This is a genomic window from Nocardia vinacea NBRC 16497 (assembly GCF_000308835.1).
Lineage (GTDB): Bacteria > Actinomycetota > Actinomycetes > Mycobacteriales > Mycobacteriaceae > Nocardia > Nocardia vinacea.
The window spans coordinates 48,198-71,988 of record NZ_BAGN01000101.1; the positions used below are offsets into that span (position 1 = coordinate 48,198).

General features: G+C 65.7%; 25 protein-coding genes. 12 read left to right on the forward strand and 13 right to left on the reverse strand.

Features of this window, described 5'->3' with window-relative positions; all coding sequences use genetic code 11:
- The first annotated feature begins 32 nt into the window (after positions 1 to 32).
- Complete coding sequence (locus ON44_RS13420; RefSeq protein WP_040689766.1) at positions 33 to 1,190, forward strand: epoxide hydrolase family protein; 1,158 nt, start codon at positions 33 to 35, stop codon at positions 1,188 to 1,190.
- Positions 1,191 to 1,258: 68 nt separating this feature from the next.
- Complete coding sequence (locus ON44_RS13425) at positions 1,259 to 2,191, forward strand: MerR family transcriptional regulator (RefSeq protein ID WP_040689769.1); 933 nt, start codon at positions 1,259 to 1,261, stop codon at positions 2,189 to 2,191.
- A 9-nt stretch (positions 2,192 to 2,200) separates the two neighbouring features.
- On the opposite strand, the gene cysC is transcribed toward ON44_RS13425, so the two are convergent.
- The 3 genes from cysC to ON44_RS13440 are packed head-to-tail and all read right to left on the reverse strand — an operon-like array spanning position 2,201 to position 5,891.
- Positions 2,201 to 4,039 carry an adenylyl-sulfate kinase gene (gene cysC / locus ON44_RS13430; protein WP_040689771.1) on the reverse strand — a complete coding sequence of 613 codons (1,839 nt, stop codon included), beginning with the start codon at positions 4,037 to 4,039 and terminating at the stop codon, positions 2,201 to 2,203.
- Positions 4,039 to 4,971 carry a sulfate adenylyltransferase subunit CysD gene (gene cysD, locus ON44_RS13435; protein WP_040689772.1) on the reverse strand — a complete coding sequence of 311 codons (933 nt, stop codon included), beginning with the start codon at positions 4,969 to 4,971 and terminating at the stop codon, positions 4,039 to 4,041. The genes cysC and cysD overlap by 1 nt, the downstream gene beginning before the upstream one ends.
- A 32-nt stretch (positions 4,972 to 5,003) precedes the next feature.
- Complete coding sequence (locus tag ON44_RS13440; protein ID WP_040689837.1) at positions 5,004 to 5,891, reverse strand: helix-turn-helix domain-containing protein; 888 nt, start codon at positions 5,889 to 5,891, stop codon at positions 5,004 to 5,006.
- 89 nt (positions 5,892 to 5,980) lie between these two features.
- Here ON44_RS13440 and ON44_RS13445 point away from each other — a divergent pair, with 89 nt between their 5' ends.
- The 3 genes from ON44_RS13445 to ON44_RS13455 are packed head-to-tail and all read left to right on the forward strand — an operon-like array spanning position 5,981 to position 9,093.
- Entirely contained in the window at positions 5,981 to 7,144 is a 1,164-nt protein-coding gene (locus tag ON44_RS13445) for a hypothetical protein (RefSeq protein ID WP_040689839.1), read from the forward strand.
- Positions 7,144 to 7,920 carry an SDR family oxidoreductase gene (locus tag ON44_RS13450; protein WP_040689774.1) on the forward strand — a complete coding sequence of 259 codons (777 nt, stop codon included), beginning with the start codon at positions 7,144 to 7,146 and terminating at the stop codon, positions 7,918 to 7,920. Before ON44_RS13445 ends, ON44_RS13450 begins: the two co-directional genes overlap by 1 nt.
- Positions 7,921 to 7,929: 9 nt before the next feature.
- Positions 7,930 to 9,093: a sulfotransferase family protein gene (locus ON44_RS13455; protein ID WP_373283155.1), complete on the forward strand. Its 1,164-nt coding sequence runs from the start codon at positions 7,930 to 7,932 to the stop codon at positions 9,091 to 9,093.
- Positions 9,094 to 9,180: 87 nt separating this feature from the next.
- Here the strand turns inward: ON44_RS13455 and ON44_RS13460 are convergent, their stop codons facing one another.
- The gene (locus tag ON44_RS13460) at positions 9,181 to 9,852 is read right to left on the reverse strand and encodes a PaaI family thioesterase (protein WP_040689840.1); all 672 of its coding nucleotides are present in this window, start codon (positions 9,850 to 9,852) and stop codon (positions 9,181 to 9,183) included.
- Positions 9,853 to 10,142: 290 nt separating this feature from the next.
- Here ON44_RS13460 and ON44_RS13465 point away from each other — a divergent pair, with 290 nt between their 5' ends.
- On the forward strand, positions 10,143 to 10,796 hold the full coding sequence (locus ON44_RS13465) for an HAD family hydrolase (protein WP_040689777.1): 654 nt from the start codon (positions 10,143 to 10,145) through the stop codon (positions 10,794 to 10,796).
- 31 nt (positions 10,797 to 10,827) lie between these two features.
- Here ON44_RS13465 and ON44_RS13470 read toward each other — a convergent pair whose 3' ends face one another.
- Positions 10,828 to 11,421: a TetR/AcrR family transcriptional regulator gene (locus ON44_RS13470; RefSeq protein ID WP_040689778.1), complete on the reverse strand. Its 594-nt coding sequence runs from the start codon at positions 11,419 to 11,421 to the stop codon at positions 10,828 to 10,830.
- 21 nt (positions 11,422 to 11,442) lie between these two features.
- Between ON44_RS13470 and ON44_RS13475 the strand changes: the two genes are divergently transcribed.
- From ON44_RS13475 to ON44_RS51920, 4 genes are read left to right on the forward strand one after another with little or no spacing between them, the layout of a single operon-like run.
- Entirely contained in the window at positions 11,443 to 11,811 is a 369-nt protein-coding gene (locus ON44_RS13475) for a hypothetical protein (protein WP_040689779.1), read from the forward strand.
- The gene (locus ON44_RS13480) at positions 11,808 to 12,311 is read left to right on the forward strand and encodes a hypothetical protein (protein ID WP_040689782.1); all 504 of its coding nucleotides are present in this window, start codon (positions 11,808 to 11,810) and stop codon (positions 12,309 to 12,311) included. The genes ON44_RS13475 and ON44_RS13480 overlap by 4 nt, the downstream gene beginning before the upstream one ends.
- A 17-nt stretch (positions 12,312 to 12,328) precedes the next feature.
- Entirely contained in the window at positions 12,329 to 12,682 is a 354-nt protein-coding gene (locus ON44_RS13485) for an alpha/beta fold hydrolase (RefSeq protein ID WP_218007555.1), read from the forward strand.
- A complete protein-coding gene (locus ON44_RS51920) occupies positions 12,679 to 12,855 on the forward strand; it encodes an alpha/beta fold hydrolase family protein (protein ID WP_218007556.1) in 177 nt (58 codons plus the stop codon). Before ON44_RS13485 ends, ON44_RS51920 begins: the two co-directional genes overlap by 4 nt.
- Before the next feature lie 44 nt (positions 12,856 to 12,899).
- Here the strand turns inward: ON44_RS51920 and ON44_RS13490 are convergent, their stop codons facing one another.
- The 4 genes from ON44_RS13490 to ON44_RS13505 form a co-directional block, all read right to left on the reverse strand.
- On the reverse strand, positions 12,900 to 14,105 hold the full coding sequence (locus tag ON44_RS13490; protein WP_245567138.1) for an RNA polymerase sigma factor: 1,206 nt from the start codon (positions 14,103 to 14,105) through the stop codon (positions 12,900 to 12,902).
- Between the two features lie 59 nt (positions 14,106 to 14,164).
- On the reverse strand, positions 14,165 to 14,512 hold the full coding sequence (locus ON44_RS13495; RefSeq protein WP_040689841.1) for a YciI family protein: 348 nt from the start codon (positions 14,510 to 14,512) through the stop codon (positions 14,165 to 14,167).
- A 110-nt stretch (positions 14,513 to 14,622) separates the two neighbouring features.
- Positions 14,623 to 15,426, reverse strand: coding sequence for an ABC transporter ATP-binding protein (locus ON44_RS13500; protein ID WP_245567139.1), 804 nt, complete (start codon positions 15,424 to 15,426; stop codon positions 14,623 to 14,625).
- Positions 15,427 to 15,446: 20 nt separating this feature from the next.
- The gene (locus tag ON44_RS13505; protein WP_040689790.1) at positions 15,447 to 16,118 is read right to left on the reverse strand and encodes a FadR/GntR family transcriptional regulator; all 672 of its coding nucleotides are present in this window, start codon (positions 16,116 to 16,118) and stop codon (positions 15,447 to 15,449) included.
- Between the two features lie 240 nt (positions 16,119 to 16,358).
- On the opposite strand from ON44_RS13505, the gene ON44_RS13510 reads away from it, so the two are divergent.
- On the forward strand, positions 16,359 to 18,026 hold the full coding sequence (locus tag ON44_RS13510) for a 2-isopropylmalate synthase (RefSeq protein WP_040689842.1): 1,668 nt from the start codon (positions 16,359 to 16,361) through the stop codon (positions 18,024 to 18,026).
- 79 nt (positions 18,027 to 18,105) lie between these two features.
- Complete coding sequence (locus ON44_RS13515) at positions 18,106 to 20,382, forward strand: LuxR C-terminal-related transcriptional regulator (protein ID WP_040689844.1); 2,277 nt, start codon at positions 18,106 to 18,108, stop codon at positions 20,380 to 20,382.
- Between the two features lie 4 nt (positions 20,383 to 20,386).
- Here ON44_RS13515 and ON44_RS13520 read toward each other — a convergent pair whose 3' ends face one another.
- The 4 genes from ON44_RS13520 to ON44_RS13535 form a co-directional block, all read right to left on the reverse strand.
- Positions 20,387 to 20,902, reverse strand: a complete 516-nt coding sequence (locus ON44_RS13520) for a DinB family protein (RefSeq protein WP_040689794.1) — start codon at positions 20,900 to 20,902, stop codon at positions 20,387 to 20,389.
- A gap of 93 nt (positions 20,903 to 20,995) precedes the next feature.
- Entirely contained in the window at positions 20,996 to 21,844 is an 849-nt protein-coding gene (locus tag ON44_RS13525; RefSeq protein WP_040689795.1) for an alpha/beta fold hydrolase, read from the reverse strand.
- Positions 21,844 to 23,064: a 3-hydroxy-9,10-secoandrosta-1,3,5(10)-triene-9,17-dione monooxygenase oxygenase subunit gene (hsaA, locus tag ON44_RS13530; protein WP_281005140.1), complete on the reverse strand. Its 1,221-nt coding sequence runs from the start codon at positions 23,062 to 23,064 to the stop codon at positions 21,844 to 21,846. The genes ON44_RS13525 and hsaA overlap by 1 nt, the downstream gene beginning before the upstream one ends.
- A gap of 122 nt (positions 23,065 to 23,186) precedes the next feature.
- Positions 23,187 to 23,791, reverse strand: a 605-nt coding sequence (locus tag ON44_RS13535) for a response regulator transcription factor (protein ID WP_051181967.1), incomplete at its 5' end; no start/stop codon positions are given.

Sequence of the window (23,791 nt, forward strand, 5' to 3'; positions counted from 1 at the left end):
GCGGCATCCCCGTTACCAGCAGAGTCGAAAGCATGACGAACAACGAGATCCGCCCCTTCCGCATCGAGATCCCCCAGGCCGATATCGACGATCTGCGCGAGCGGCTGACCCGCACCCGCTGGATCGACGACCTGCCCGGCACCGGCTGGGAACGCGGCGTACCCACCGCCTACCTGCGCGAGCTCGCCGGTTACTGGGCCGAAAAGTTCGACTGGCGCGCGGTCGAGGCGGAGCTCAACGAATACCCGCAGTTCAGCACCACTATCGACGGACAAGATGTGCACTTCCTGCACGTGCGGTCCGCCGAAGCCGATGCCACCCCGCTGCTGATGCTGCACGGCTGGCCCAGCTCGGTGATCGATTTCCTGGATCTGATCGGCCCGCTGACCGATCCGAAGGCACACGGTCACGCCGACGTGCCCGCCTTCCATCTCGTCATTCCGTCGCTGCCGGGCCACGGCTTCTCCGGTCCGATCACCGAGGCGGGCTGGCACGACGGCCGGGTCGCGGCGGCGCTGGCGGAGCTGATGGCTCGCCTCGGCTACGACCGGTACGGGGTGCACGGTGGCGACCACGGGGCGTTTCTGGCCCCGCGGCTGGCCCGGCTCGATGGTGCGCATGTGCTCGGCGCGCACGTCAATGCGCTGGTCACCTTTCCGACCGGCGATCCCGCCGATATGGCCGCGCTCACCGAGGCCGAGCAGCAGCGGCTGGCACGCATGCAGAACTTCCAGAAGGACGGCTCGGCCTATATGAACCTCAACGGCTCGCGCCCGAACACCATCGCGCAGTTGCTGGCCGATTCCCCGACCGGGCAGCTCGGCTGGATCGTCGAGAAGTACAAGGAGTGGATCGACCAGTCAAACGACCTGCCGGAACAGGGCATCGACCGCGATCGAATGCTGGCGAATGTGAGCATCTATTGGTTCACCGACACCGCCCGCAGCGTGGCCAACTTCTACTACGAGCGGTTCCACGATGCCGCGATGTTCGCGCCCACGCCGAAGGGCACCGTGCCCACCGGTGTCGCGGTCTTCAAGGACGGTGACTACGCGATCCGCCGCTTCGCGGAAAAGGCGCACAACATCACGCACTGGTCGGAGTTCTACTCCGGCGGCCACTTCCCGGCGCTCGAGGTACCCGACCTGCTCATCGGCGATATCCGCGAGTTCTTCCGCACCATCGGCTGAGCCCGCCGGACCCGTAGCATCGTGCGGGGATTTGCGTCTCCACCAAGGGGAGACACGAGGGTAGGGGTATGGACGGCGACACGCTTTATCCGATCGGCACGATGGCCGAACGGACCGGTCTCTCGGTCAAGACCATCCGCTTCTACGCCGATACCGGTGTCGTGCCGCCGACCACCCACAGCCCCGCCGGTTACCGGCTCTACGACGACGATGCGCTCGCCCGCCTGCAACTGGTGCGAACCCTGCGCGAACTCGGTATTGATCTGCCCGCCATCCGACAGGTGCTCGACCGCAAACTGACGGTGCCCGAGGTCGCGGCCGCACATGCCGACGCGCTGGAGTTCCAGATCAGCACACTGCGGGTGCGGCGCACGGTGTTACGAGCAATAGCCGAGCGGGGCTCGACCCCCGAGGAGATGGAACTCATGCACAAGCTCGTCGAACTCTCCGACGCCGAAAAGCGCCGCCTCATTACCGAATTCGTCGAAGACACCTTCGGTGGGGCCGATGCCAACCCGGAATTCGTCGATCTCATCCGCGCGGCAATGCCGGAACTACCCGACGACCCGGAACCCGTCCAGGTGCAGGCCTGGGTGGAACTCGCCGAACTCACTCGAGATCCGGATTTCCGCGCATCGGTGCGCCGCATGGCGGAATACCAGGCCGCGCAGCGCGCCGAAGGCGATACCACCGGGCTGCACCACGAGCTGACCGAACTCGTGCGCGAACGAGTCGGCCAGGCGCTCTCGGCCGGCACCGCACCCTCGTCGGCCGCGGCCCGACCCATTGTCGACGAGCTGACCGCCGCATACGCGACGACATTCGGCCGCCCCGATGACGCCGAGCTACGGAACTGGCTGCTGATCCGCCTCGACGTCGCGGGAGACCCACGCGCCGAACGCTATTGGCAACTCCTCTCGATCATCAACGGCTGGCCCGTCCCGCCGACCCTGGGACCGGTGTTCGACTGGTTGCGCGCCGCGTTGCGGGCCGATTCCTGACCGGTCGTCTCAGTCGAGATCCGCCAGCTTGGCGAGGATGGCGGTGGCCATGGCCGCCGGGTCGCCGTCTTCGGGGCGCAGTACCAGTTCGGCGCGGGTGGGTGCTTGGTAGGGGTCGTCGATGCCGGTGAAGCCGTGGATTTCGCCGGCGCGGGCTTTGGCGTACATGCCTTTGGGGTCGCGGGCTTCGCAGACCTGCAGTGGTGTGTCGATGAAGATTTCGACGAAGGGGATGCCCGCGGCCTCGTGCACGGCACGGACTTTGTTGCGGTCAGCGGCATACGGGCTGATCAGGGAAACCACTGCGATGACACCGGCTTCGGCGAACAGTCGTGCGACTTCGCCGACGCGGCGGATGTTCTCGACACGGTCAGCGGCGGTGAAGCCGAGGTCGGCGTTGAGGCCGTGGCGCAGGTTGTCGCCGTCGAGGAGGAATGCCGGGCGGCCTGCCGCGACCAGACGACGCTCCAGTTCCACCGCGACAGAGGACTTTCCGGAGCCCGACAGCCCAGTCAGCCACACGGTCATTCCCGCGGTCGGGCGTTCGTCGCGGCCGACCGCGGTCGAATGCCAGACGACACGAGAGGAGGGCAGGGTCGGTCCGGTGATCATGCCCGCGGCGACGGTGTTGTTGGTGGTGTCGTCGATGAGGATGAAGCTGCCGGTGGTGCGGTTGCGGCGGTACGGATCGAAGAGCAAGGGTTGGCGGGTGCGCAGCTGGATGCGCCCGATCTCGTTGAGCGACAGTGAGTTCGCGTTCTCGTCGCGGTGCAGGGTATTGACGTCGAGCCGGTAGTCGAGGGTGCGGATTTCGGCCGTCGCGGTGCGGGTGGTGTGGCGGATGGTGTAGGTGGCGCCGGGGGTGAGTTCGGAATCCTCGGCGAACCAGCACACCATCGCGTCCAGATCACGTCCGAGGTGGGGTCGGTTCGCGGGCCGGCAGATCAGATCGCCACGGGAAACATCGAGGTGGTCGGCGAGCTGGATGGTAACGGCCTGCGGCGGAAAGGCTTCGGCCACCGGCGTCCCGCCCGGACCCCAGATCGCCTCGACCGTCGTGGTGAATCCCGAAGGCAGTACCGCGACTTCGTCGCCTGGTTTGAAGACGCCACCGGACACGGTGCCGGCGTAGCCACGGAAATCGGTTGCGTGCCTGCGGGTTACATACTGCACGGGGAATCGGGCGTCGATGAGGTTGCGGTCTGAGGCGATATGCACTTCCTCGAGGTGATGCAGCAGCGGTGAGCCCTCGTACCAGCCCATGCTCGCACCGCGATGCACGATATTGTCGCCGTGCAGTGCCGACATCGGGATGAAGGACAGATCGGCGACGTCGAGTTTGGTGGCGAAGCCGGTGAATTCTTCCCGGATCTCTTCGAACCGGTCTTGGGACCATCCGGCCAGGTCCATTTTGTTCACACACAGCACCAGGTGCGGGATCCCGAGCAGGCTGGCCAGGAACGCGTGGCGGCGAGTCTGTTCCACAATGCCTTTGCGGGCGTCGACGAGGATCAGTGCGAGGTCGGCGGTGGAGGCGCCGGTGACCATGTTGCGGGTGTATTGGATGTGGCCGGGGGTGTCGGCGATGATGAATTTGCGGCGGGGTGTGGCGAAGTAGCGGTGTGCTACGTCGATGGTGATGCCTTGTTCGCGTTCGGCGCGCAGGCCGTCGGTGAGCAACGCTAGATCCGGGTAGTCGTCACCGCGCGCCTTACTGGTCGCCTCCACCGCGGCGAGTTGATCGGTGAAGATCGTTTTGGAGTCGAACAGCAGACGCCCGATCAGTGTCGACTTACCGTCGTCGACGCTGCCCGCGGTGGCTAGGCGCAGCAGGGTGGTGGTGGTCATCAGAAATACCCTTCGCGTTTGCGGTCTTCCATGCCTGCCTCGGAGATACGGTCATCGGCGCGGGTGGCGCCGCGTTCGGTGATGCGGGTGGCGGCGACTTCGGCGACCACCTCCGCGGGGGTTGCCGCGGTCGATTCGACACAGCCGGTGCAGGTCGCATCGCCGACCGTCCGGAATCGCACCGTACTTTCATACGGCTGCTCACCGTCGAGCAGGGTGAGGAACCTGGTGTGCGCCAACAGCATTCCATCGCGTTGCACCACGTTTCGGCGGTGTGCGTAGTACAGCGGTGGTAGCTCGATGTTCTCGGTGGCGATGTAATGCCAGATATCGAGTTCGGTCCAGTTGGACAGGGGGAACACCCGGATGTGTTCGCCCTTGTTGTGGCGTCCGTTGTAGAGGTTCCACAACTCGGGGCGCTGGTTCCGTGGATCCCACTGCCCGTATTCGTCGCGGAAGCTGAATACGCGTTCCTTGGCGCGTGCTTTCTCCTCGTCGCGGCGTGCGCCACCGAAGACCGCGTCATAGCCGCCCTCACGGATCGACCGCAGCAAAGTGGCTGTCTGCAAACGGTTCCGGGTCGCGCGGGGTCCGGTCTCCTCGGTTACCCGGCCCGCGTCGATATCGTCGCCCACGCTGCCGACCACCAGCCGCAGACCGAGTCGCGCGACGGTGCGGTCGCGGTGTTCGATGACCTCGTCGAAATTGTGCCCGGTATCGATATGCAGCACCGGGAACGGTAGCGGCGCCGGCCAGAAGGCCTTCGCCGCCAAGTGCAGCATCACCACCGAATCCTTACCACCGGAGAACAGCAACACCGGCCGTTCGAAGGTAGCGGCGACTTCCCGGAATATATGTGCCGACTCGGCCTCGAGCGCGTCCAGATGAGGCAACTCGTAGGTGCTCGCCGTCGACTTCGCGTACTGGCTCACACCCCAAAACTAGAACACGTTTCGGTCATTGGTCAATGGTTGGAATCCGGCTTGTGACCCCCGGATTCGGCGGTCACCCGATCCGCGGCGGCTACGAGTGCGGTTCCGCGACGGTCGATCTCGGCGCCGGTGATGGAGGCTCCGACGTACATCGTCAGCACCATGTTCTGCCTGCCGTCGCCGCCGTAGGTGGGTGCCGCGAGCAGGCTGACCGGATGTTCCTTGCGCGGGCGCAGATCGGTGCCGAGATAGACCCGCTCCCCGAGGCTGGTCACCAGTTCACCGACGAGTTCGCGCACCTCGCTCGGCAGGTCGCTGGCCGCGACCCCGGCCAGCAAAGCGTATAGCCGCCGACCGGCCGCGGTCAGGCTTTCGACCAGGTAGCCGCGCTCGCGGCACTCCGCGACGATCCGGCGCAGCCGGGCCTCGTCCTGGCGCAGCGGCACCGTCGGCGGCTTGCGCAACCAGGCGTCGAACGCCGCGTCGGTATCCCAGAGCACGTACATCAGACCGACCGGCGGCGCGAAATGGTAGGCCGCACCCACCTTGACCAGGCCCGGACCGGTGCTTTCCAGCACCATGATCTGCTCGCCGACCACGGCCGACGCGGTACAGGTCGTGCGGTAGAGCGCGGTGAGTTTCTCCAGCTCGGCGCGCGCGATGGAGGCGATGGCGAAGCTGTCCTGTGCGACCCGGCCGGCCGCGATAAGCGCAGGTCCGAGGCCATAGGTGCGGGTGTTCGCGTCGCGCATGAGATAGCCGCCCGCGGTCAGTTCGGTGAGGATGCCCAGGCAGGTCGGCTTGGCCAAATCGAGTTCCCGGGCCAGTTCGGAGAGTCCGAAGCGTTTCCCGCGCCGCTCGACGAAGAAATCCAGCACTTGGACCACCCGTGCGGTCGGGGCGGATCTGCGGGCAACCATGGACAACTCCTAGAACAGGTTCTAATCTTGCTCATATCGAAATGTACCAGAGCGGTACATATTTGGAACAGCTACTTCGGAGAAGCCTCTTGCTGACACAGCCGTTCGCGGAAGCCATCGCCGCCGCCGAGGAGATCATCACCGGCGCACCGCATATTCGGACCGAACAGGACCTCGTCGAGGGTTACGACTACCTCGCGGGCAGTATTCGCGCCTCAATTCAGATGGCGTGGGCCTTCGAGCGGGACTTTCCGTTCTTCGTCATGTCCACCGGGCCGTATACGAAAATGGGTCTGGACAATCCGGACACCCTCTACTTCCACTCGTATCTGCGCCCCGACGCCGAGTATGTGGTGACCGGAACTCGCGGCACCACCCGTGACCTCAGCTTCCAGGTGCTCAACGGCAACTACTCGCCGGTGGATGTCCCCGACAGCGAGACCGCCTTCGATGCCCGCGCCCTCGATATCGCGGCCGACGGTACCTACGAACTCCGGCTCGGCCCCGGCGCGGCGCGGCCCGGCTACGTCCATCTCGCACCGGACTCCGCCATGCTCGTGGTTCGCGAGGTATACAGCGACTGGGCCACCGAGAAGCCGGGCACGATTCGCATTCAGCGGGTGGACACGATCGGCGACGCACCGCCGCCGCTGACCAGGGACGTGATGAGCAAGCGTTATGAGATCGCGGGGAAAATGCTGGTCTCGCGGCTGAATACCTTCCTGGCGTTCCCGAAGTGGTTCTATCTCAATCTGCCGGTCAATACGATGACCGAACCGCGCTCCACCCCGGGCGGACTGACCACGCAGTTCTCCTCCGTCGGTCACTACGAACTCGACGACGATCAGGTCATGATCCTCACGGTCCCCAAATCGGATGCGCCGTATCAGGGTTTCCAACTCGGCAGCATGTGGTACCTGTCGCTGGACTACATCAACCACCAGACCAGCCTCACCGCCGACCAGGCGCGGGTGGATCCGGACGGGATGATCCGGCTCGTGATCAGCGAGCGTGATCCGGGACTGACCAACTGGATCGAGCGCACCGGGCATGCGCGCGGATACCTGCAATTCCGCTGGCAGCAGCTGTCACGGGATCTGAAGCCCGAAGACGGGCCGAAGGTGGAGGTGGTTTCGCTCGCCGAATTGCCGGACCGGCTGCCGTACTACCAGGAGGCTCAGGTCACGTCCGAGCAATGGAAGGCCCGGATCGCGGCACGTCAGGTTGCCGTGGCGGAAAGGATGCTCGGCTGATGTTGTTGCAGGACAAGGTAGTTGTCGTCTCCGGCGTCGGCCCGGGGTTGGGGCGTGCGATCGCGGTGCAGAGTGCGCGCGCCGGTGCCGATGTGGTGCTGGCCTCGCGGACCGAGTCGCGGCTGACCGAGGTGGCCAAGGAGATCACCGAACTCGGCAGGCGCGCGGTGGTGGTGCCGACCGATATCAACGATGAAGCGGCCGTGACGAATCTGGTCGAGACGGCGCAGAACGCGTTCGGCCACGTCGACACCCTGGTGAACAATGCCTTCGCGATTCCGCCGATCACGGATCTGGCCGATGTCGATCTCGATGACGTGCGTGCCGGCTTCGAGACGAATGTGCTTGCCGCACTGCGGTTGACGCGTCTGTTCGTGCCCGCGCTCACCGAGTCCAAGGGCTCGGTGGTCATGATCAATTCGGCGGTGCTGCGGCATTCGCGGCGCACCTTCGGGCCGTACAAGATGGCCAAGGCGAGCCTGCTGGCGTTGGCGCAGAGTCTGGCCACCGAACTCGGGCCGAAGGGCATTCGGGTGAATACCATTGCGCCCGGCTATATCTGGGCGGACAACCTGAAGTGGTACTTCAACTATCAGGCCAAGCAGCGCGGGATCACCCCCGAAGAGGTATATGCCGAAACGGCCGAGACCATCGACCTGCGCAAGTTGCCCGAACCCGATGAGATCGCTGATGCCGTGGTCTTCTTCGCCTCGCATCTGGCGCGGGCGATCACCGGCGCATGCCTGGATGTCAACGGCGGCGAATACCACCACTAGGAGATGACTGTGATCGGCAGAGACGACGTCGGCACCATCGACGATCTGCACGCCTCGGCGACCAAGGTCGTCGGATTGAGCGATTTCGGCGACGACGGCTACCGCGAGGGGCTGGCAGTGCTGCTCGAGTCCTATGCCAAGGAAGCCGAGCTGACGCCCTTCGGCAATAAGGTCAATCGGGCCTTCCTGCGCGGTGCGCTGATTGCCAGGTTGCTGAGCGAGGCCGCGTGGCAACGCTTTCCGGAACATGCCGAGGTCGAGATCGAGCGCCCGATCTTCGTGACCGGGCTGCCGCGTTCGGGTACCACGGCGGTGCATCGGCTGCTCAATGCGGATCCGGCGCATCAGGGCCTGGAAATGTGGCTCACCGAGATGCCGCAGCCGCGGCCGCCGCGCGAGACGTGGGCGGACAATCCGGTGTATCAGCGGATCGAGGCGGCATTCGAGCAGCATCATGTGGAACATCCGGAATTCATGGGCGTGCACCATATTTCGGCGGACCAGGTGGAGGAGTGCTGGCAGCTGCTGCGGCAGTCGCTGATGTCGGTGTCCTACGAATGCCTCGGCTATCTGCCCGGCTATTCCGAGTGGTTGCGCGAACAGGATTGGACCGATGCCTATCGCAGGCATCGGCGCAACCTGCAGTTGATCGGGATGCCCGATGCCGACCGGCGGTGGGTATTGAAGAACCCGAGTCATCTGTTCGCGCTGGACGCGATCTTCGAGGTGTATCCGGATGCGCTGGTGATCCAGATGCACCGGGATCCGCGCACCATCATCGCCTCGGTGTGCAGTCTGAACGAGCAGGCCTCGGCGGGATGGTCGGAGAAGTTCCGCGGTCCGGTCGTCGGTGCCGCGCAGTTGGATCTGTGGGCCAGGGGAGCGGATAAATTCCTCGCGGATCGCAAGCGGCACAATGCCGCTCAGTTCCGCGATGTGTACTACGACGATTTCGTCGCCGACCCGATCGGCACCGTCGGATCGATCTACCGGCACTTCGATATCGAGCTGAGCCCCGAGGCCGAAGCCGCGATGACGGCATTGCATACGGAAAGCACCTCCGGTGCGGCGCGTCCCGTGCATCGCTACACGCTGGAGGACTTCGGTCTTACTGCGGCCCAGGTCGACGCGCGTTTCGCGGAGTACCGCAGCCGGCACTTCCCGACGAGCTAGCGGGTGGACCGAGATCAGGTCGAAGCCGCGGCGGCATCGGTCGACGCCACCAGTTTCACCTGATCTCGGTACCCGCGAACGACCGGCTCACTGCTGCCCGGGTTTGAGTACGATGAACAGGCCGTTCGCCTCGGCGCAGAGGCGTTCGCCGTCGTGCAGGGTGGCCCGGACATAGACCTTGCGGCCCTCCTGCCGTTCGGTCCAGGCGTGCACCTGCAATTCGGTGTCGAGGGGAGTGATGGAGCGGTAGTCGACGGTGAGCGAGGCGGTGCGGGTCACCCCGCCCGCGTACACCGCGGCGGCCATACCGAGCAGATCGTCGAAGCCGACCGCGACCTGTCCACCGTGGGCGGCCTTATTGCCGCCGAGGTGGAAAGTGCGGAAGGTGATGCGGGCTTCGATGCCGTCCCTGCCCGCCTTGTCGACGACGAACGGCGGCAGCGTGATGTTGCCGCGGGAGGGCAGGTCGACCCGGGTCCAGGTCGGCGCGGACCATTCGTCGACGATTGCTGTGTCCAACTTGTCGTTGAGCTGTTTGAGGATGCCGATCGTCTCCAGCGCGAGCTCATCGGTCGGGCACGCCAGCCTGGCCCGATCCATCAGGCTGCGCACCTGCTCGACGAACGCGCCGTAGTGCGGCCCGCCGCGTGAAATATCGAGCTCGTCCAGCTGTGCATTGATCAGCTCCGACATCGGCCGGAACCCGCCCTCGTGGTGCTCTTCGCTCGGCAGCGAGTTACCGACCTGCTCTTCACTCATATAGAACACGTTATCGGTTGCCGATCGAATGCTCGTTCGGTGGGGCTGGTGCTGCAGTGGCTACTGCACGCCGGCGCGTCACTTGCATCGGCCGTACGCCGCTCTTGCGGCCGCGCCGTGGCTGGTCGCGCGCGTCCACATGTGGCCGAATGCGGGGGCGGGATGGGCTGGCCTAATGTGGGTAGTCGTTGTTCATCAGGTCTTCCGAAAACCCCCACCGCGGGGCGGGTCGATGGGTTGGCCATCGGGTCGTCGCCGAACGGTGTTGCCGGCGAAAGGCTTTGTCCCGTATGCATATTGCCGCTGTTGTCTTCGATATGGACGGCGTTCTGATCGACTCGGAGCCGGTGTGGGAGCAGGTGCGCCGCCAGTATGTGGCGGAGCGGGGTGGGCGCTGGCTACCCGATACGCAGCAGCGGCTGATGGGGATGAGCACCGGGGAGTGGTCGGACTATCTCAGTACTGAACTCGGTGTCGGCGCGACGCCGGATACCGTGGCCAATGATGTGATCGATCGGATGGCGCAGCATTACGAACAGTCGGTTCCGCTGCTGCCGGGGGCGGTCGAGGCGGTGCAGCGCATCAGCGAACACTGGCCGCTCGCGGTGGCCAGTTCGTCGCCGCGAACCTTGATCGACACGGTGCTCGGCCGCACCGGGCTGATCGAATTCTTCGGCGTCACCTTCTCGACCGAGGAGGTCGATCGGGGTAAGCCCGCACCCGATGTCTACGTGGCGGCGGCCGCCTTCATGCGGCACAAGTCCACCGAATGTGCGGCCGTCGAGGATTCGAGCAACGGTCTGCGCGCGGCGCACGCCGCGGGTATGCGCGTCATCGCCGCGCCGCGCCCGGAATACCCGCCTGCTCCGGACGCCCTCGCCCTGGCCGCCGAGGTGATCGACACCCTCGACAAACTCACCCCCGAACTCGTCGCCGGGGAGTGAACCCAACGCCGCAGCCGCTGATATAGCCGGGTCAGGGTTGGTAGGACTCGAGCAGGGCGCGGGCGGCGGCGGTGAGGTCGGCTTCGAGCCAGGTGGGAAGGGCGGGGGCCTGGGCGTGTCGGCGCAGGGCGGCGTAGGGGAGGTCGACTACGGCGCGGCTGACGGCGTCGAGTTCGCGGTCGCCGTCGCGGCCGAAGCGGGCGGCGGCGATGCGGCGCAGGTGGTCGATGAGCGGTGCGTTCATCTGGTCGAGGCGGGCCCGGAATTCCGCGTCCGGTCCGCCGTCGAGCAGATCGCTTGGCCGAAGATTCAGCAAAAGCTTTGCGTCGTCGGGTAATTCGCGACCGAAGTGAATGCTCGCCACGGCCATCGCGACACCGGCCTCGACCGGGTCCGGTTCGTCGGCGGCGGCCTTGACCCGGTCCTGGAAGCGTTCGAGTGCGCGCAGCCAGGCCGCGGTCAGCACACCGTTGCGGTTGCCGAAGCGGTGATAGAGCGTGCCGACGGGTGCGCCGCTGGCCGCCGCGATCGCCGCGACGCTGGCGGCGCGGGGTCCGTCGGTGAGCACGAGGGTGCGTGCTGCGTCGAGGATCACGTCGGTGTCGTGCTTGCGGGGAGGCGCCATGTACTAGTACGTTCCTTCTATATGGAGCGATTGCCCTACATAGATGAGCATGCCAGATCGGTGGACGCGAATCGCGATCGGGCGTGGAAAGCCTTGCTGAAAGTTGTCTGCAAGGATCCGAACGATCCGTCGAAGACTCCGACCGGCTTCGTGCTCGACGCGGCCGAGGAGCCCGCTCGGCTGGCGCTGCGGGGCCGGCACTGGTTCTCGCGCTATGCGCTGGTCTTCGAACTGGACGAGCAAGGTCCGAGCCGGACATTGGTGCGAGCGCAGAGTTGGGCCGAATTCCCAGGTCTGCACGGAAAGATCTACCGCGCGTTGGTCATCGGTACCGGCGGCCACAAGGTCGTGGTGCGCGATATGCTCCGCCGAATCGCGGCCGCGGCATGATCCCGGGTCTGGTCTGGGGTGCCACAGAAGCTGAATGCGAGCTCCCGCTGCCCTGTGACGAGGTGCAACCCGGCGGGGTGCAGGCGGATCGGGCCATCAGCATCGACGCGCCGCCCAGCGTGGTATATGGCTGGCTGTGCCAATTGCGGGTCGCGCCGTACAGCTACGATCTGCTCGACAATTTCGGCAGGCGCAGCCCACGCCACCGCGATCCGGCGCTCACCGAACTCGAAGTGGGACAGCGGTTCATGTCCGCGTTCACCCTCGTCTCCTTCGTGCTGTGCCGCCATATCACCCTGGTATCCGGCAAGATCTGCGTAACCTATGCGGTGCGACCCGAGGCGCACGGCACCCGCCTGACGGTCCGAATGCATTGCGGCGCACCGTGGATCGTCGCCCGCGTGCTGGCTCTCGGCGATGTGCTCATGATGCGCAAGCAGTTGCTGACGCTGAAGGAACTGGCCGAAGCCGAGGCGCGCGCCACGGAGGTATCGCGATAGCCGTGCACGATGGGTACATGTCGAATTATGTTCAGCTAGGACCGGTTCGAACCTGGTACGACGAAACCGGCGACGGCGAGCCGGTGCTGTTGCTGCACGGCGGTTTCGTGGATTCGCGCACCTTCGACGCCGCGGTCCCCGGCCTGGCCGAACATTTCCGCGTCTACCGCATGGATCGCCGCGGCCACGGCCGCACACCGGATGTCGACGGACCGATCAGCTATGACATGATGGCCGATGACGCGATCGCATTCCTGGACAAGGTGATCGGCGGCCAGGCGCACCTGGTCGGTTACAGCGACGGCGCGAATATCGCCTGTCCGCGATCACCAGTCGCACCCTCTTCCTCGCCGCGGACGACGATGCCGTGACCCTCGAGCACACCATCGCCCTCTACCGCGCGATCGCGGATACCGAACTTGCCATCGTCCCCAGGACCTCACACCTACTGGTGGTCGAAAAGCCCGCGGAGGTCTACCGCCAGATCGGCATCTTCCTTACCACCGCCGCCAACCCCACCTACCAACCCATTCGCCGCGCCTGAACGTCAACCCTCGGCAATCGCGGCGCGCACGAGAGTCCGTGTGGTTATTCACGTCCGGCGATGCGGTCCAGTAGCAGCGCCTGTTCGGCATTATTCCCGGTCAGCTCCGCCGCGCGGGCGAATTCGGCACGCGCTTCGTCCGGTCGGCCGAGCCGATCGAGCAGATCGCCGCGGACAGCGGGGAGCAGGTGATAGCTGTCCAACTTACCGCTGGCGACGAGCGCGTCGACGAGTTCGAGACCTGCGGCGGGCCCGTGCACCATGCTGACCGCGACGGCCCGATTCAGTTCGACGATCGGTGACGGAAAGCGTTCGGCGAGCACCGCATACAGGCCCGCGATCCGCCGCCAATCGGTCTCCTCGGCACTCGGCGCCATGGCGTGCACCGCGGCGATCGCGGCTTGCAGCGCATAACGGCCCGGCCGTATCCCGCGATCGCGGCTGACCGCATGGGCCCGGCCGAGTGCGGCGTAACCACGTCGGATCAGCAGCTGATCCCACCGGGCACGCTCCTGATCCGCCAGCAGGACAACGGTTTTCGTGGCACTCATCCGTGCGGCCGAGCGCGATGCCTGCAATTCCAGCAGTGCGGCGAGGCCGTGTGTTTCCGGTTCGTCGGGCAGCAGATTCGCCAGCATCCGCGCCAATCGCAAGGCGTCCTCACACAATTCGATCCGGATCCAGTCATCGCCCGACGTCGCCGAATAGCCTTCGTTGAAGATCAGGTAGACGACCTCCAGCACCGAGTCCAGACGCCGGGCCAGCTCGTCGCCGTGCGGCACCGCATACGGCACGTGCCTGGCGGCGATGGTGCGTTTGGCCCGCACAATGCGTTGGGCGACAGTCGATTCCGCTATGACAAAGGCGCGGGCGATTTCCTCGGTGGTCAATCCGCCGAGCAACCGCAGCGTCAATGCCACCCGGGCCGGTTGTGAGAGCACCGGATGACAGGCCGTGAAGATCATGCGCAGCAGATCGTCTTCGATATCCTCCGCCGCTTCGGGCTCCGGACCGGACCGGAGTTCATGACCGACCAGCGTCAGCTTCCGCGCGAGGGTCTGATTGCGCCGCACCCGATCGATCGCCCGATGTTTCGCGGTGAGCATGAGCCAGCCGCCCGGATTCGGCGGCACACCGTCGCTCGGCCACTGCTCCAGGGCCGCGACCAGCGCGTCCTGGGCGAGTTCCTCGGCGGCGTCGATATCGCCGACGATCCGGGTCAGCCCGGCCACCAGGCGCGGCCACTCCATCCGCCATACGGTCTCGACAGCATCTCGGATCTGCTCGGGCGACCGGCTCATCTATCGGATCAGCCCTCGGCGACCTGACGAACCTCCACCTCGATATCCCACTCCGGTCCGTGCACGCTCAGGAAGCGCGAGGTCCATTCCACCGCCTCCTGTTTCGTTTTCGTCTGCAGCAGACAGTACCCGCCGACGACTTCCTTCGATTCGGTGAACGGACCATCGAGCACCGTCTGCTTGCCACCGGTCTGGCTGATCTTGGTGGCCTCGGTGATCGAATGCAGACCGGCGGTATCCAACAGCACCCCGGCCTTGGTCATCTCCTCGATCACCTTGTTGACCTGCTCGATCAGCGCCTCGTCGGGAACCGGCGCATTCGTCGGATCAACTCGGATCAGCATCATGTGTCGCATCTGGCCATCCTCGGTTCGGTGGTCGGCTTGTCCGACCCTCACTCAACGCATCGAACGGCATCGGCTCGAATCGACATTCTCCCGGAAAAATCTTCCGGAACCCACATTTGTTACGCGGGCCAGGCGCGCACGGCGGCCCGCGCGGTCCAGCGGCCGTCGTCGTAGCGGACCGCGACGGGATGGTCGAAGGCCGCGCTCACGGTGTCCGTCGTGACCGTCTCGGTGGCGGGACCAGTGGCAACGGTCCGGCCGTCGGCGATGAGCAGCGCGTGGGTGGTGGTGCTCGGCAATTCCTCGAGATGATGGGTAACCAGGATCGAGGCGACCTCGGGATGGGTTTCGCCGAGTGCGTCGATGGTCTCGAGAAGTTGTTCGCGGGCCGCCACATCGAGTCCGGTGGACGGCTCGTCGAACAGCAGCAGGCGCGGCTCGGCGATGAGGGCACGCGCGATCAGGGTTCGGCCGCGTTCGCCCTGCGACAGCGTCGGCCAGATCTCCTCGGCCTTACCTTTGAGGCCGACGGTGTCGATCATGGCGTCCGCCCGGCGCAGATCCCCCGGCGTAGGGGTCCAGCGCATCGGGGTGTCGATGGTGGCGGTGATGCCGGTGAGCACGACCTCGCGGACGGTCAGCGGATATCGCAGTGGATGGCGCGGATTCACATGCCCGATCGAGTGGCGCAGTGGGGCCAGATCGACCCGGCCCATCCGCTGGCCGAGGATATCGACGGTGCCCGAGGTCGGGAAGGTGACCGCGGCGCAGAAGCCGAGCAGGGTGCTCTTGCCCGCGCCATTAGGTCCCAGCAGCGCCCAGTGTTCGCCCGCGTGGACGGTCAGCGAGATGCCGTCGATGATCTGCTTGCCTTCGCGGCGGAAGGTGACGTCGGTCAGTTGCAGCACCGGGGTTTCGGGCACGGGAGATCTCCGTTCGGTCATCAGGTGAACGCGTCTTTCAAAGCCGTCAGCTGCTTTCGGCTGAATTCCGCTGCGGCACTGGGATTTCGATGTGCGATCGCATCCGTGAGCCGAATGTGCGCATCATGGTCGGCGGGCTCCGAGGGGACCGGGCGGATCTTCAGCATATCGATCATGGCCACCCGGAGCCGGGGGAGGAAGCTGTCGAAGAGTTGGGTGAGCACATCGTTGTGGGCGGCGACGATGACGGCGCGGTGGAATGCCATATCGGCATCGACATGGTCGGCGATCGGTTCGCCGTGCGCCTCGCGCGCGGCCAGGGCCCGGCGGATGGCGCGCAGGTCGGCGGGGGTGCGGCGCTGTGCGGCCAGGGCGGCGGCCTCGGCCTCGATGGCGATGCGGGCCTCGATGACCGCGGCGATGGTGGCGCGGCGCAGCACCACATCCCAGTCCTCGGTGACATCCAGCGCGGTCACGAAGACACCCGCGCCCTGCCGGCTGTCGAGCACGCCCTTACCCGCCAATTCGCGGATCGCCTCGCGCAGGGTCGAGCGCCCGACACCGAGCTGCGCGGCGAGGGTCGTTTCACCCGGAAGACGATGCCCCAGTGGCCATTCCCCGCTGCGGATGCGGGTGAGCAGCAGTTCCGCCGCCTGTGTCGCGAGGGGCTGCCGCCGTACCTGCGAGACCATCCGAACCTCTCTACTTGTCTGAGGAGTTGTGTATAGTCTAGCAATCATGCGCACCATGCTTCTGCTTAGCCGCCACGGCGGGGCCTAACGACCGGCCGCCCGCCGTGGGCTTCGTCGTGGCCGGTCACCGTTCTCTGTGACGGCCACGAAGGCCAGGAAGCAGCAATCATGACCATGTTCCCCACCATCGCCACGCCCGCCGGTGCCGTCTCGGCATGGCACAGACAGCGGCATTCGCAGATGCCGTCGCATCGCTACCGCGGCGTCTATGATCGCGTGGAAGTGCCACTCGCCGAACGTAGTTGGCCGAACGCCCGCCTCACCCATGCGCCGCTGTGGGTGCCGGTCGATCTGCGCGACGGCAACCAAGCACTCGCCGAACCCATGGATCCGGTGCGCAAGCAGCGGTTCTTCGAACTGCTGGTTGCCATGGGCTACAAGGAGATCGAGGTCGGCTACCCGTCCGCATCGCAGACCGATTTCGATTTCGTCCGGCTGATCGCGCGCACCGATATCGCGCCGGAAGATGTCACGATCGTGGTATTCACTCCGGCCCGACGCGATCTCATCGAACGCACGGTGGAATCGGTGCGCGGTATCCGCAACGAGGTCGTCATCCACATGTATACGGCGACCGCGCCCGTGTGGCGAAATGTGGTGCTGGGCAAGGACACGGGCGAGCTGCGCGAGCTGATCGCATCCGGCGGCCGCGACGTCCTCGAATTCGCCGGTGATCTGCCGAATGTGCGATTCGAATTCTCGCCCGAGGTGTTCAACCTGACCGAACCGGATTTCGTACTCGATATCTGCGACCGCATGACGACCCTGTGGGACGCCACTCCGCAGCGGCCGGTGATTCTGAATCTGCCTGCCACGGTGGAGGTTGCGACCCCCAATGTGTACGCCGACCAGATCGAATACATGCACAAGAACCTGGCCCGCCGCGACGGCGTCATCCTGTCCGTGCACCCGCACAATGACCGGGGTACCGGTGTCGCATGCGCGGAACTGGCCGTACTCGCCGGAGCACAACGCGTGGAGGGCTGTGTCTTCGGCAATGGCGAACGCACCGGCAACGTCGATATCGCGACCTTGGCGCTGAATCTGTACGCGCAGGGCATCGATCCGATGATCGACTTCTCCGATATCGACGAGATCCGCAGGACAGTCGAGTACTGCACGCGCATGCCGATCCACGAAAGGCATCCGTATGTAGGTGATCTCGTGCATACCGCGTTCTCCGGCACACATCAGGACGCGATCAAGAAGGGGATGGCCGAACATCGCGAAAGGGCTGCCGCGAGGGGTATCGATGAACGCGAACTCGACTGGCATGTCCCATATCTGCCGATCGATCCGGCCGATATCGGGCGCAGCTACGACGCGGTCATCCGGGTGAATTCCCAGTCCGGCAAGGGTGGGATCGCGTATCTGCTGGAGTCCGAATACGGCCTGGAACTGCCGCGCCGACTGCAGATCGATTTCGCGCGACACGTGCAGGCGCGTACCGATGACACCGGTCTGGAGATCACCGCCGCCGAACTGCACGAGCTGTTCGAGGCGACATATCTGCACACCGAGTCGGCGTCGGTCGAGTTGACCGATTGGCGGACGACCGACGGATACACCGAGGTCACGTTGAGCATCGGTGGTGTCGCCGAGCGCAGCGAACATCGAGATATCGGTCCGATCGAGGCACTCACCGCGGCACTGGCCCGGGTGGGTTATCCGGTCGAGGTGCTCGGATCGACCCAGCAGTCGATCGGGGCGGGCAACGCCGGGACCGCGATCACCTATCTCGAATACCGCATCGGTGCGCGGACCGGATGGGCCTGCGGACGCAGCGATTCGGTCCTCACCGCGTCGCTGGCCGCCGTCATCCGAGCCGCGAACGCGATAGTCTCCTAACGGGTACCAATACGACATCTCGGTCAAAATGCCCGGGACGGCGGCCGCGCATGAAAAGGTATGCAGCGTGGTGCGGCACGTGACAGGGAACCTCCCCGCTGAGGTGACGAGCTTCGTAGGTCGTGACGCCGAGGTCGCCGCGGCGCGCAAGCTGCTGTCCAGCACGCGGCTGCTCACCCTGACCGGGCCGGGCGGCGTCGGGAAGACCCGGCTCAGCCGGCGGGTGGGGGAGACCGTGCGCCGCGCCTTTCCCGACGGTGTCTGGCTGGTCGAGATCGCGCATGTGCACGACGGGGATCTGGTGGCGTTGAGCGTCGCGCAGGCGCTCGGTCTGCGCGACGACACCACTTCGCCCGTCGTCGGCCTGACCGAATTCCTGGCCGACAAGAGACTGCTGTTGATCCTGGACAACTGCGAGCACTTGATCGCCGCATGTGCCGAACTCGTGGACCGGCTGATTCCGACGACCACCGACGTGCGGATTCTCGCGACCAGCCGTGAGTCGCTCGGGGTCTCCGGGGAACAGGTCATGCCGGTGCTGCCGCTCGCGGTGCCGGAAGTGGACGAGGACGAGGCACGTCCGGCGCACGTCGACAGCGATGCGTTGCGGCTGCTGATCGATCGGGCCGTCGCCGCGAACCCCGATTTCCAGGTCACCGATGCCAATCGCGGGGTGCTCGCGGCGATCTGTCGTCGCCTGGACGGTATACCGCTGGCACTCGAGCTGGCGGCATTGCGGTTGCGGATGTTCACACCGGACCAGGTGCTCGCACGCCTGGACGATGCGATACGGCTGCTCACCGCCGGGTTGCGTACCGCGCCGGAGCGACAGCAGACCCTGGAGGCCGCTATTCGGTGGAGCTACGACCTGTGCACGCCCGACGAGCAGCGCCTGTGGGAGCAGCTGTCGGTCTTCGCGGGTGGTTTCGACCTGGAGGCCGCGGAGGCGGTCTGCGTGGTCCCGGATGTGCTGTTGGACGCGTTGACCGGGTTGGTGGACAAGTCGGTGCTCGGCTACCGGCAGAACAGCGACGGTACCGGGCGATACACCATGCTCGAACCGTTGCGTCAGTTCGCCTTGGCGCGATTGGTCGCCCGCGGTGGTGAGCGGGCCGTGCGGCTACGTCATCGCGACTACTACCACGGGATCGCCGCGCAGGGACGCACCGCGTATTGGGGCAGCGAGGATGTCACCTGGTTCCGTGACGTCACCCGCGAACATCCGAATCTGCGTGCGGCACTGCAGTTCTCGCTCGCCGATCCGGAAAGCGCTCATCGCGCACTGGAGATCGCGACGGAACTGCGGCCGTTCTGGGAGCACTACCGCTTCCTGCTGGAGGGCTATCGCTGGCTCCTGGAGGCGCTGGAGAAGGATCTCGACAACACGAAGGACCGAGCGCGGGCACTGGCCGCCGCCTCGGTGATCGCCGCCATGCTGTCCGATCCGGAGACCGCGACGCGATTTGCGGACGAATGTCTGTACATCGCAACGGAACTCGATGCCGAAGACGTGCTCGTCGAACATGCCCTGCTCGCCGCGCTGCTGGCATTCGCCAACGATGAACCGAGGCGGGCACTCGATATCGCCGAGGCGGCCTCGGACCGTGCGCGTGCCTGCGCCCACCACGGCGTCGAGATGGAGAGTTTGGCCTTCGCGTATGTGTGTGCGCTGGTGTTGGACGACGAGCGGGCGGGCGCGATCGCGGATCGCTTCCTCGCCAAGACCAAGGACTACGGCTCGCACCTGCTGGGCGGGCTGGGGCATTGGGCGGTGGGCACCGATCGCTGGCGTAAAGGCGAGCAGGAGCAGGCGATTGCGGAGCTACGCAAGGCGGTCGAGCTGTTCAGTCTGTTCGATCGGTGCGTGTGGACGGCGTCCGGTTTCGACGGACTCGCGTGGGTGGCGACGGCCGATGGCGATCTGAACCGTGCGGCGCGGCTGATGGGGGCGGCGTCGACGGTGCGGCGCGGCAGTACCCAGCGGCTCGCCCATGAGATGACCGAATTCGTCGGCGACAAGGTGCGCCTTCAGGTGCGCGATGCGATGGGCGAGAAGGAGTTTCGTGCCGCCTTCGATGCGGGTGCGGCCTTGGGATTGGAGGAGGCGGTCGCTTTCGCGCTCGGCACGCCGATGCGTGCTGCGCCGGTGAAAACCGCCGTTACGGCGGATGTGCTTACCCGGCGCGAACGTGAAGTCGCGCGGTTGATCGGGGCGGGCTACAGCAATAAGAGCATCGCGAGTGAGTTGGTGATTTCGATCCGGACCGTCGAGAGCCACGTCGACCACATTCTCACCAAATTGGGCTTCACCTCGCGGACGCAGATCGCCGCGTGGGTCAGCCGGAATCAGATCTGACGCGTCAGTCGCCGGTCGCGCCGTCGATGCGTTCGCGAAGGAAGTCGGCATGGCCGTTGTGTCGCGCGTATTCCTCGATCATGTGCACATAGACCCAGCGCAGGCTGTATTCGGTGCTGCGATGAGTGAAGACGTGGTCGAGGGGTAGGTCCGCGACGGCGGCGTCGGCCGACTTGATCTCCGCGTGCAGCGTCGCCAGATCCGCGGCGGCGTCGGCATTGGCGATATCGTCGAAATCGCCGTTCGGATTGTCTTCGCTGCAGTAGAGGTAATCCAGCGGTTCGCCGCAGGTGGCGATGCGGAACCAGCCGCGTTCGCATTCGGCGAGGTGGCGGACCAGGCCCAGCAGCGACAGCGTCGAGGGTGCGACGCAGCGCCGCTTCAGCTGTTCGGCCTCGAGCCCGGCGCACTTCCACAGCAGCGTGCGGCGGTGCAGGTCCAGCCAGCTCTGCAGCATGGTCCGCTCGTCGGCGACCAGCGGCGGCTTGGTTCTGGTGATCTCGGGTGCGGTCCACGTCACCGGCCGACTGTAACTCCGAACCGCCGATGGATCTCGCGAATTAATGCGACATCGGCCGGACATAGTGATGCCTATGTCGCCTCGGCATCGGCGCTACAGGCCGGAGTTCAGGAAGTCGATGACCGCGCGCTCGAAGGCGTCCTTGCGCTCGATCTGCACCCAGTGCCCGCAGCGCCCGAACAGCCGCAGATCGGCATTCGGCAGCTGACGCGAGGGCAGCAGCGCACCCTCGGCCGGAGTGACCCGATCGTCGCGGCCCCACAGCAGCAGCACCTCATTGCGCAGCGCGCGCAGCCGTGCCCACAGCGGAATCGGTTCCGCGAAGGCGGGATTCGCGAAGGTCGCGTAGGCGTCGCGGATCGCTGCGATGGCAGCCGGATCCGCCGCCGCGGCCCATCGGTTCTCGATGAGCTCATCGGTGAGTACCGCCTCGTCGAACACCATGGTTCGCAGCCAGGCGAGTACGCGCTCCCGGGTCGGCTCGCCGGTGAAGTCGAGCAGCCGCCGAATCCCTTCGGACGGTTCGGGTCCCAGCACATTGACGCCGACACCGCCCGGCGCCATGAGCACCAGTCGATCGATGCGCCGGCCGTGTTCGAGCGCCACCACCGTCGCCACCGCACCACCCATGGAGTTGCCGAGCAGGTGCACTGTCGGCAGCTCGAGTCGATCCAGCAGACCGAGCACCGCCTCGGCGGCGATCCGCAGATAGTTGCGCTGGTACACCTCGGGGCGCTCACTCGCGCCGAAGCCCGGCTGATCCAGTATCAGGCAGCGGAAGTGTTCGGCGAGTACCGGTAGGTTCGCGCCGAAATTGGCCCAGCCCGACACGCCCGGGCCGGATCCGTGCAGCAGCACCAGCGGCGGACCCGAACCCGCCTCGTGGTAGCGAAGTTTCAGACCGTCGACGGTGATATGGCGACTGGTATCCGCCGCGTCCATCAAACCATCCGATCTTCGACCGGCAGCCCGAATTCACCGCGGCCGAACATAGCGAGGGCGCGCTCGACATCGTTGATGACGTGCACACTGCCCGCGTGTGCGTCGCGCCAATGTCGTTCGATCGGATTGGGTTTGCGGATCGAGTGGCCACCGGAGTTGTCGAACAGCAGCTCGATCGCCTGGATCGCGCGCTCGGTGCCGCGCACCTGATCGCGGCGGGTGCGCAACCGGATTTCGTAGGGGATCTCTTCGCCCGCTTCGGCATAACGCAGTTGCTCGGAAATGTTGTGTTCCATCTGCAGGATGGCCGCGTCGATTTCGGAGCCCGCGCGGGCGACCCGCACATGGGCGAATGCGTCCTCGGCCACCTTCTGCCCGCCGTAGGACAGCCGGACCCGCTCGCGCATCCGCTCGATATGCGCCTCGTACGCGCCCTGTGCGGCCCCGATGATGGGCGCGGTGATGGTGTTGGAGAAGACGCCCGCGAACGGAATCTTGTACAGCGCAGCGGGATTGGCTTCCTGGCCCGGACCGCGCAGCTGTGATTGTTCGGTCGCGCTGTAGGCGCGGTGATGCGGCACGAAGGCCTTCTCGATGACGATATCGTTGCTGCCGGTGCCGGACAGGCCGACGACGTGCCAGACGTCATCGATGCGATAGTCGTTGCGCGGCACCAGGATTGTCAGATAGTCCTTGGGATTGCCCTGTTCGTCCGGGGCCAATGCGCCCAGGAATGCCCACTGGGCATGGTCGCAGCCGGAGGAGAAACTCCACCGGCCGCTGACCTCGTAACCGCCGTCGACCGGCGTGAGTCGACCGGTCGGGGCGTACGAGGAGGAGATGAGCGTGTCGGAATCCGCACCCCACACCTCTTCCTGCGCCTGCAGTGGGAAAAGCGCCAGCTGCCAGGGGTGCACGCCGAGCACCGACGACACCCAGCCGGTAGACGGGCAGGCCGACGCGATCGTGCGAATGACCTCGTAGAATCCCACCGGGGAGGCCTCGTCGCCGCCGAAACGCGACGGCTGCAGCATGCGGTACACCCCCGCCTCGGTCAGTTCCCTGATACTCGCCACCGGAACCCGCCGCTGCAGATCGGTCTCCGCGGCTCGCTCCCGGATTGCCGGGAGTAGATCCCGAACCCGATCGAGCACCTTATTGGGCCCGTCCGTCACCCGACCACCACCCCTCATCGAATCGCTGCGCGATGCTGGGTTCATGGGAGTCCTCCTATGTTCTCGCGACCGGGTGTGCCGGACGACGCCATAGTTGTGACGCTATGGCGGCCGTGGCGGCGCGTCGGGAAGAAGTCCCGGTGATCGGAACGCTCGGAGGTCGGCGTCTATACCGCGTGCAGCAAATTCGATTCGGCGGTGGTCTCGTACGGGTCCGGACCCCACCGATAGCCGTAGCCGCGGATATTCGTGATCAGCCCGGGGCGGTCCAACTTCGCGCGCAACGAGGCCATATGCACATACAGTTTCCGCGATACCGCAAGCATCGAGTCGCCCCAGACGCAGTCCATCAATTGCTCACGGCTGACCGCTATTCCGGGCCGCTCGGCCAAGACCCGCAGCAACTCGAACTCCAGCCGGGTGAGCGGAACCAGTTCCCCGGCCACCTCCACCCGCCGCGCCGCGAGATCTACGCGAACATCTTCGCTGGTCACCGTCTTACCCCGGGCAATGCTGGCAACGCCGACCCGCCGCGTCACCGCCTCCAGCCGCGCGGCCAACTCACCGATGCGCGCGGGTTTGACGAGATAGTCGTCGGCGCCGCTGTGCAGCCCGAGCACAATCGAACGCTCATCGGCGTGCTCACCGAGAATCACCACCGGCACCGAGCTGACCTCGCGCAACTTGCGCAACACCTGCATCCCGTCCATATCCGGCAGGTCCATGTCGAGGATGACGGCGTGATAGCCGTGATGCGCCAAGAGCAGATCGG

Bases quoted from the DNA above. Each gene is read 5' to 3' on its own strand.
- ON44_RS13420 (WP_040689766.1), top strand. From the start codon at position 33: ATGACGAACAACGAGATCCGCCCCTTCCGCATCGAGATCCCCCAGGCC.
- ON44_RS13425 (WP_040689769.1), top strand. From the start codon at position 1,259: ATGGACGGCGACACGCTTTATCCGATCGGCACGATGGCCGAACGGACC.
- cysC (WP_040689771.1), bottom strand. From the start codon at position 4,039: ATGACCACCACCACCCTGCTGCGCCTAGCCACCGCGGGCAGCGTCGAC.
- ON44_RS13440 (WP_040689837.1), bottom strand. From the start codon at position 5,891: ATGGTTGCCCGCAGATCCGCCCCGACCGCACGGGTGGTCCAAGTGCTG.
- ON44_RS13450 (WP_040689774.1), top strand. From the start codon at position 7,144: ATGTTGTTGCAGGACAAGGTAGTTGTCGTCTCCGGCGTCGGCCCGGGG.
- ON44_RS13460 (WP_040689840.1), bottom strand. From the start codon at position 9,852: ATGAGTGAAGAGCAGGTCGGTAACTCGCTGCCGAGCGAAGAGCACCAC.
- ON44_RS13465 (WP_040689777.1), top strand. From the start codon at position 10,143: ATGCATATTGCCGCTGTTGTCTTCGATATGGACGGCGTTCTGATCGAC.
- ON44_RS13470 (WP_040689778.1), bottom strand. From the start codon at position 11,421: ATGGCGCCTCCCCGCAAGCACGACACCGACGTGATCCTCGACGCAGCA.
- ON44_RS13475 (WP_040689779.1), top strand. From the start codon at position 11,443: ATGGAGCGATTGCCCTACATAGATGAGCATGCCAGATCGGTGGACGCG.
- ON44_RS13480 (WP_040689782.1), top strand. From the start codon at position 11,808: ATGATCCCGGGTCTGGTCTGGGGTGCCACAGAAGCTGAATGCGAGCTC.
- ON44_RS13485 (WP_218007555.1), top strand. From the start codon at position 12,329: ATGTCGAATTATGTTCAGCTAGGACCGGTTCGAACCTGGTACGACGAA.
- ON44_RS13490 (WP_245567138.1), bottom strand. From the start codon at position 14,105: ATGGAGTGGCCGCGCCTGGTGGCCGGGCTGACCCGGATCGTCGGCGAT.
- ON44_RS13495 (WP_040689841.1), bottom strand. From the start codon at position 14,512: ATGCGACACATGATGCTGATCCGAGTTGATCCGACGAATGCGCCGGTT.
- ON44_RS13505 (WP_040689790.1), bottom strand. From the start codon at position 16,118: ATGGTCTCGCAGGTACGGCGGCAGCCCCTCGCGACACAGGCGGCGGAA.
- ON44_RS13510 (WP_040689842.1), top strand. From the start codon at position 16,359: ATGCCGTCGCATCGCTACCGCGGCGTCTATGATCGCGTGGAAGTGCCA.
- ON44_RS13525 (WP_040689795.1), bottom strand. From the start codon at position 21,844: ATGGACGCGGCGGATACCAGTCGCCATATCACCGTCGACGGTCTGAAA.
- hsaA (WP_281005140.1), bottom strand. From the start codon at position 23,064: ATGAACCCAGCATCGCGCAGCGATTCGATGAGGGGTGGTGGTCGGGTG.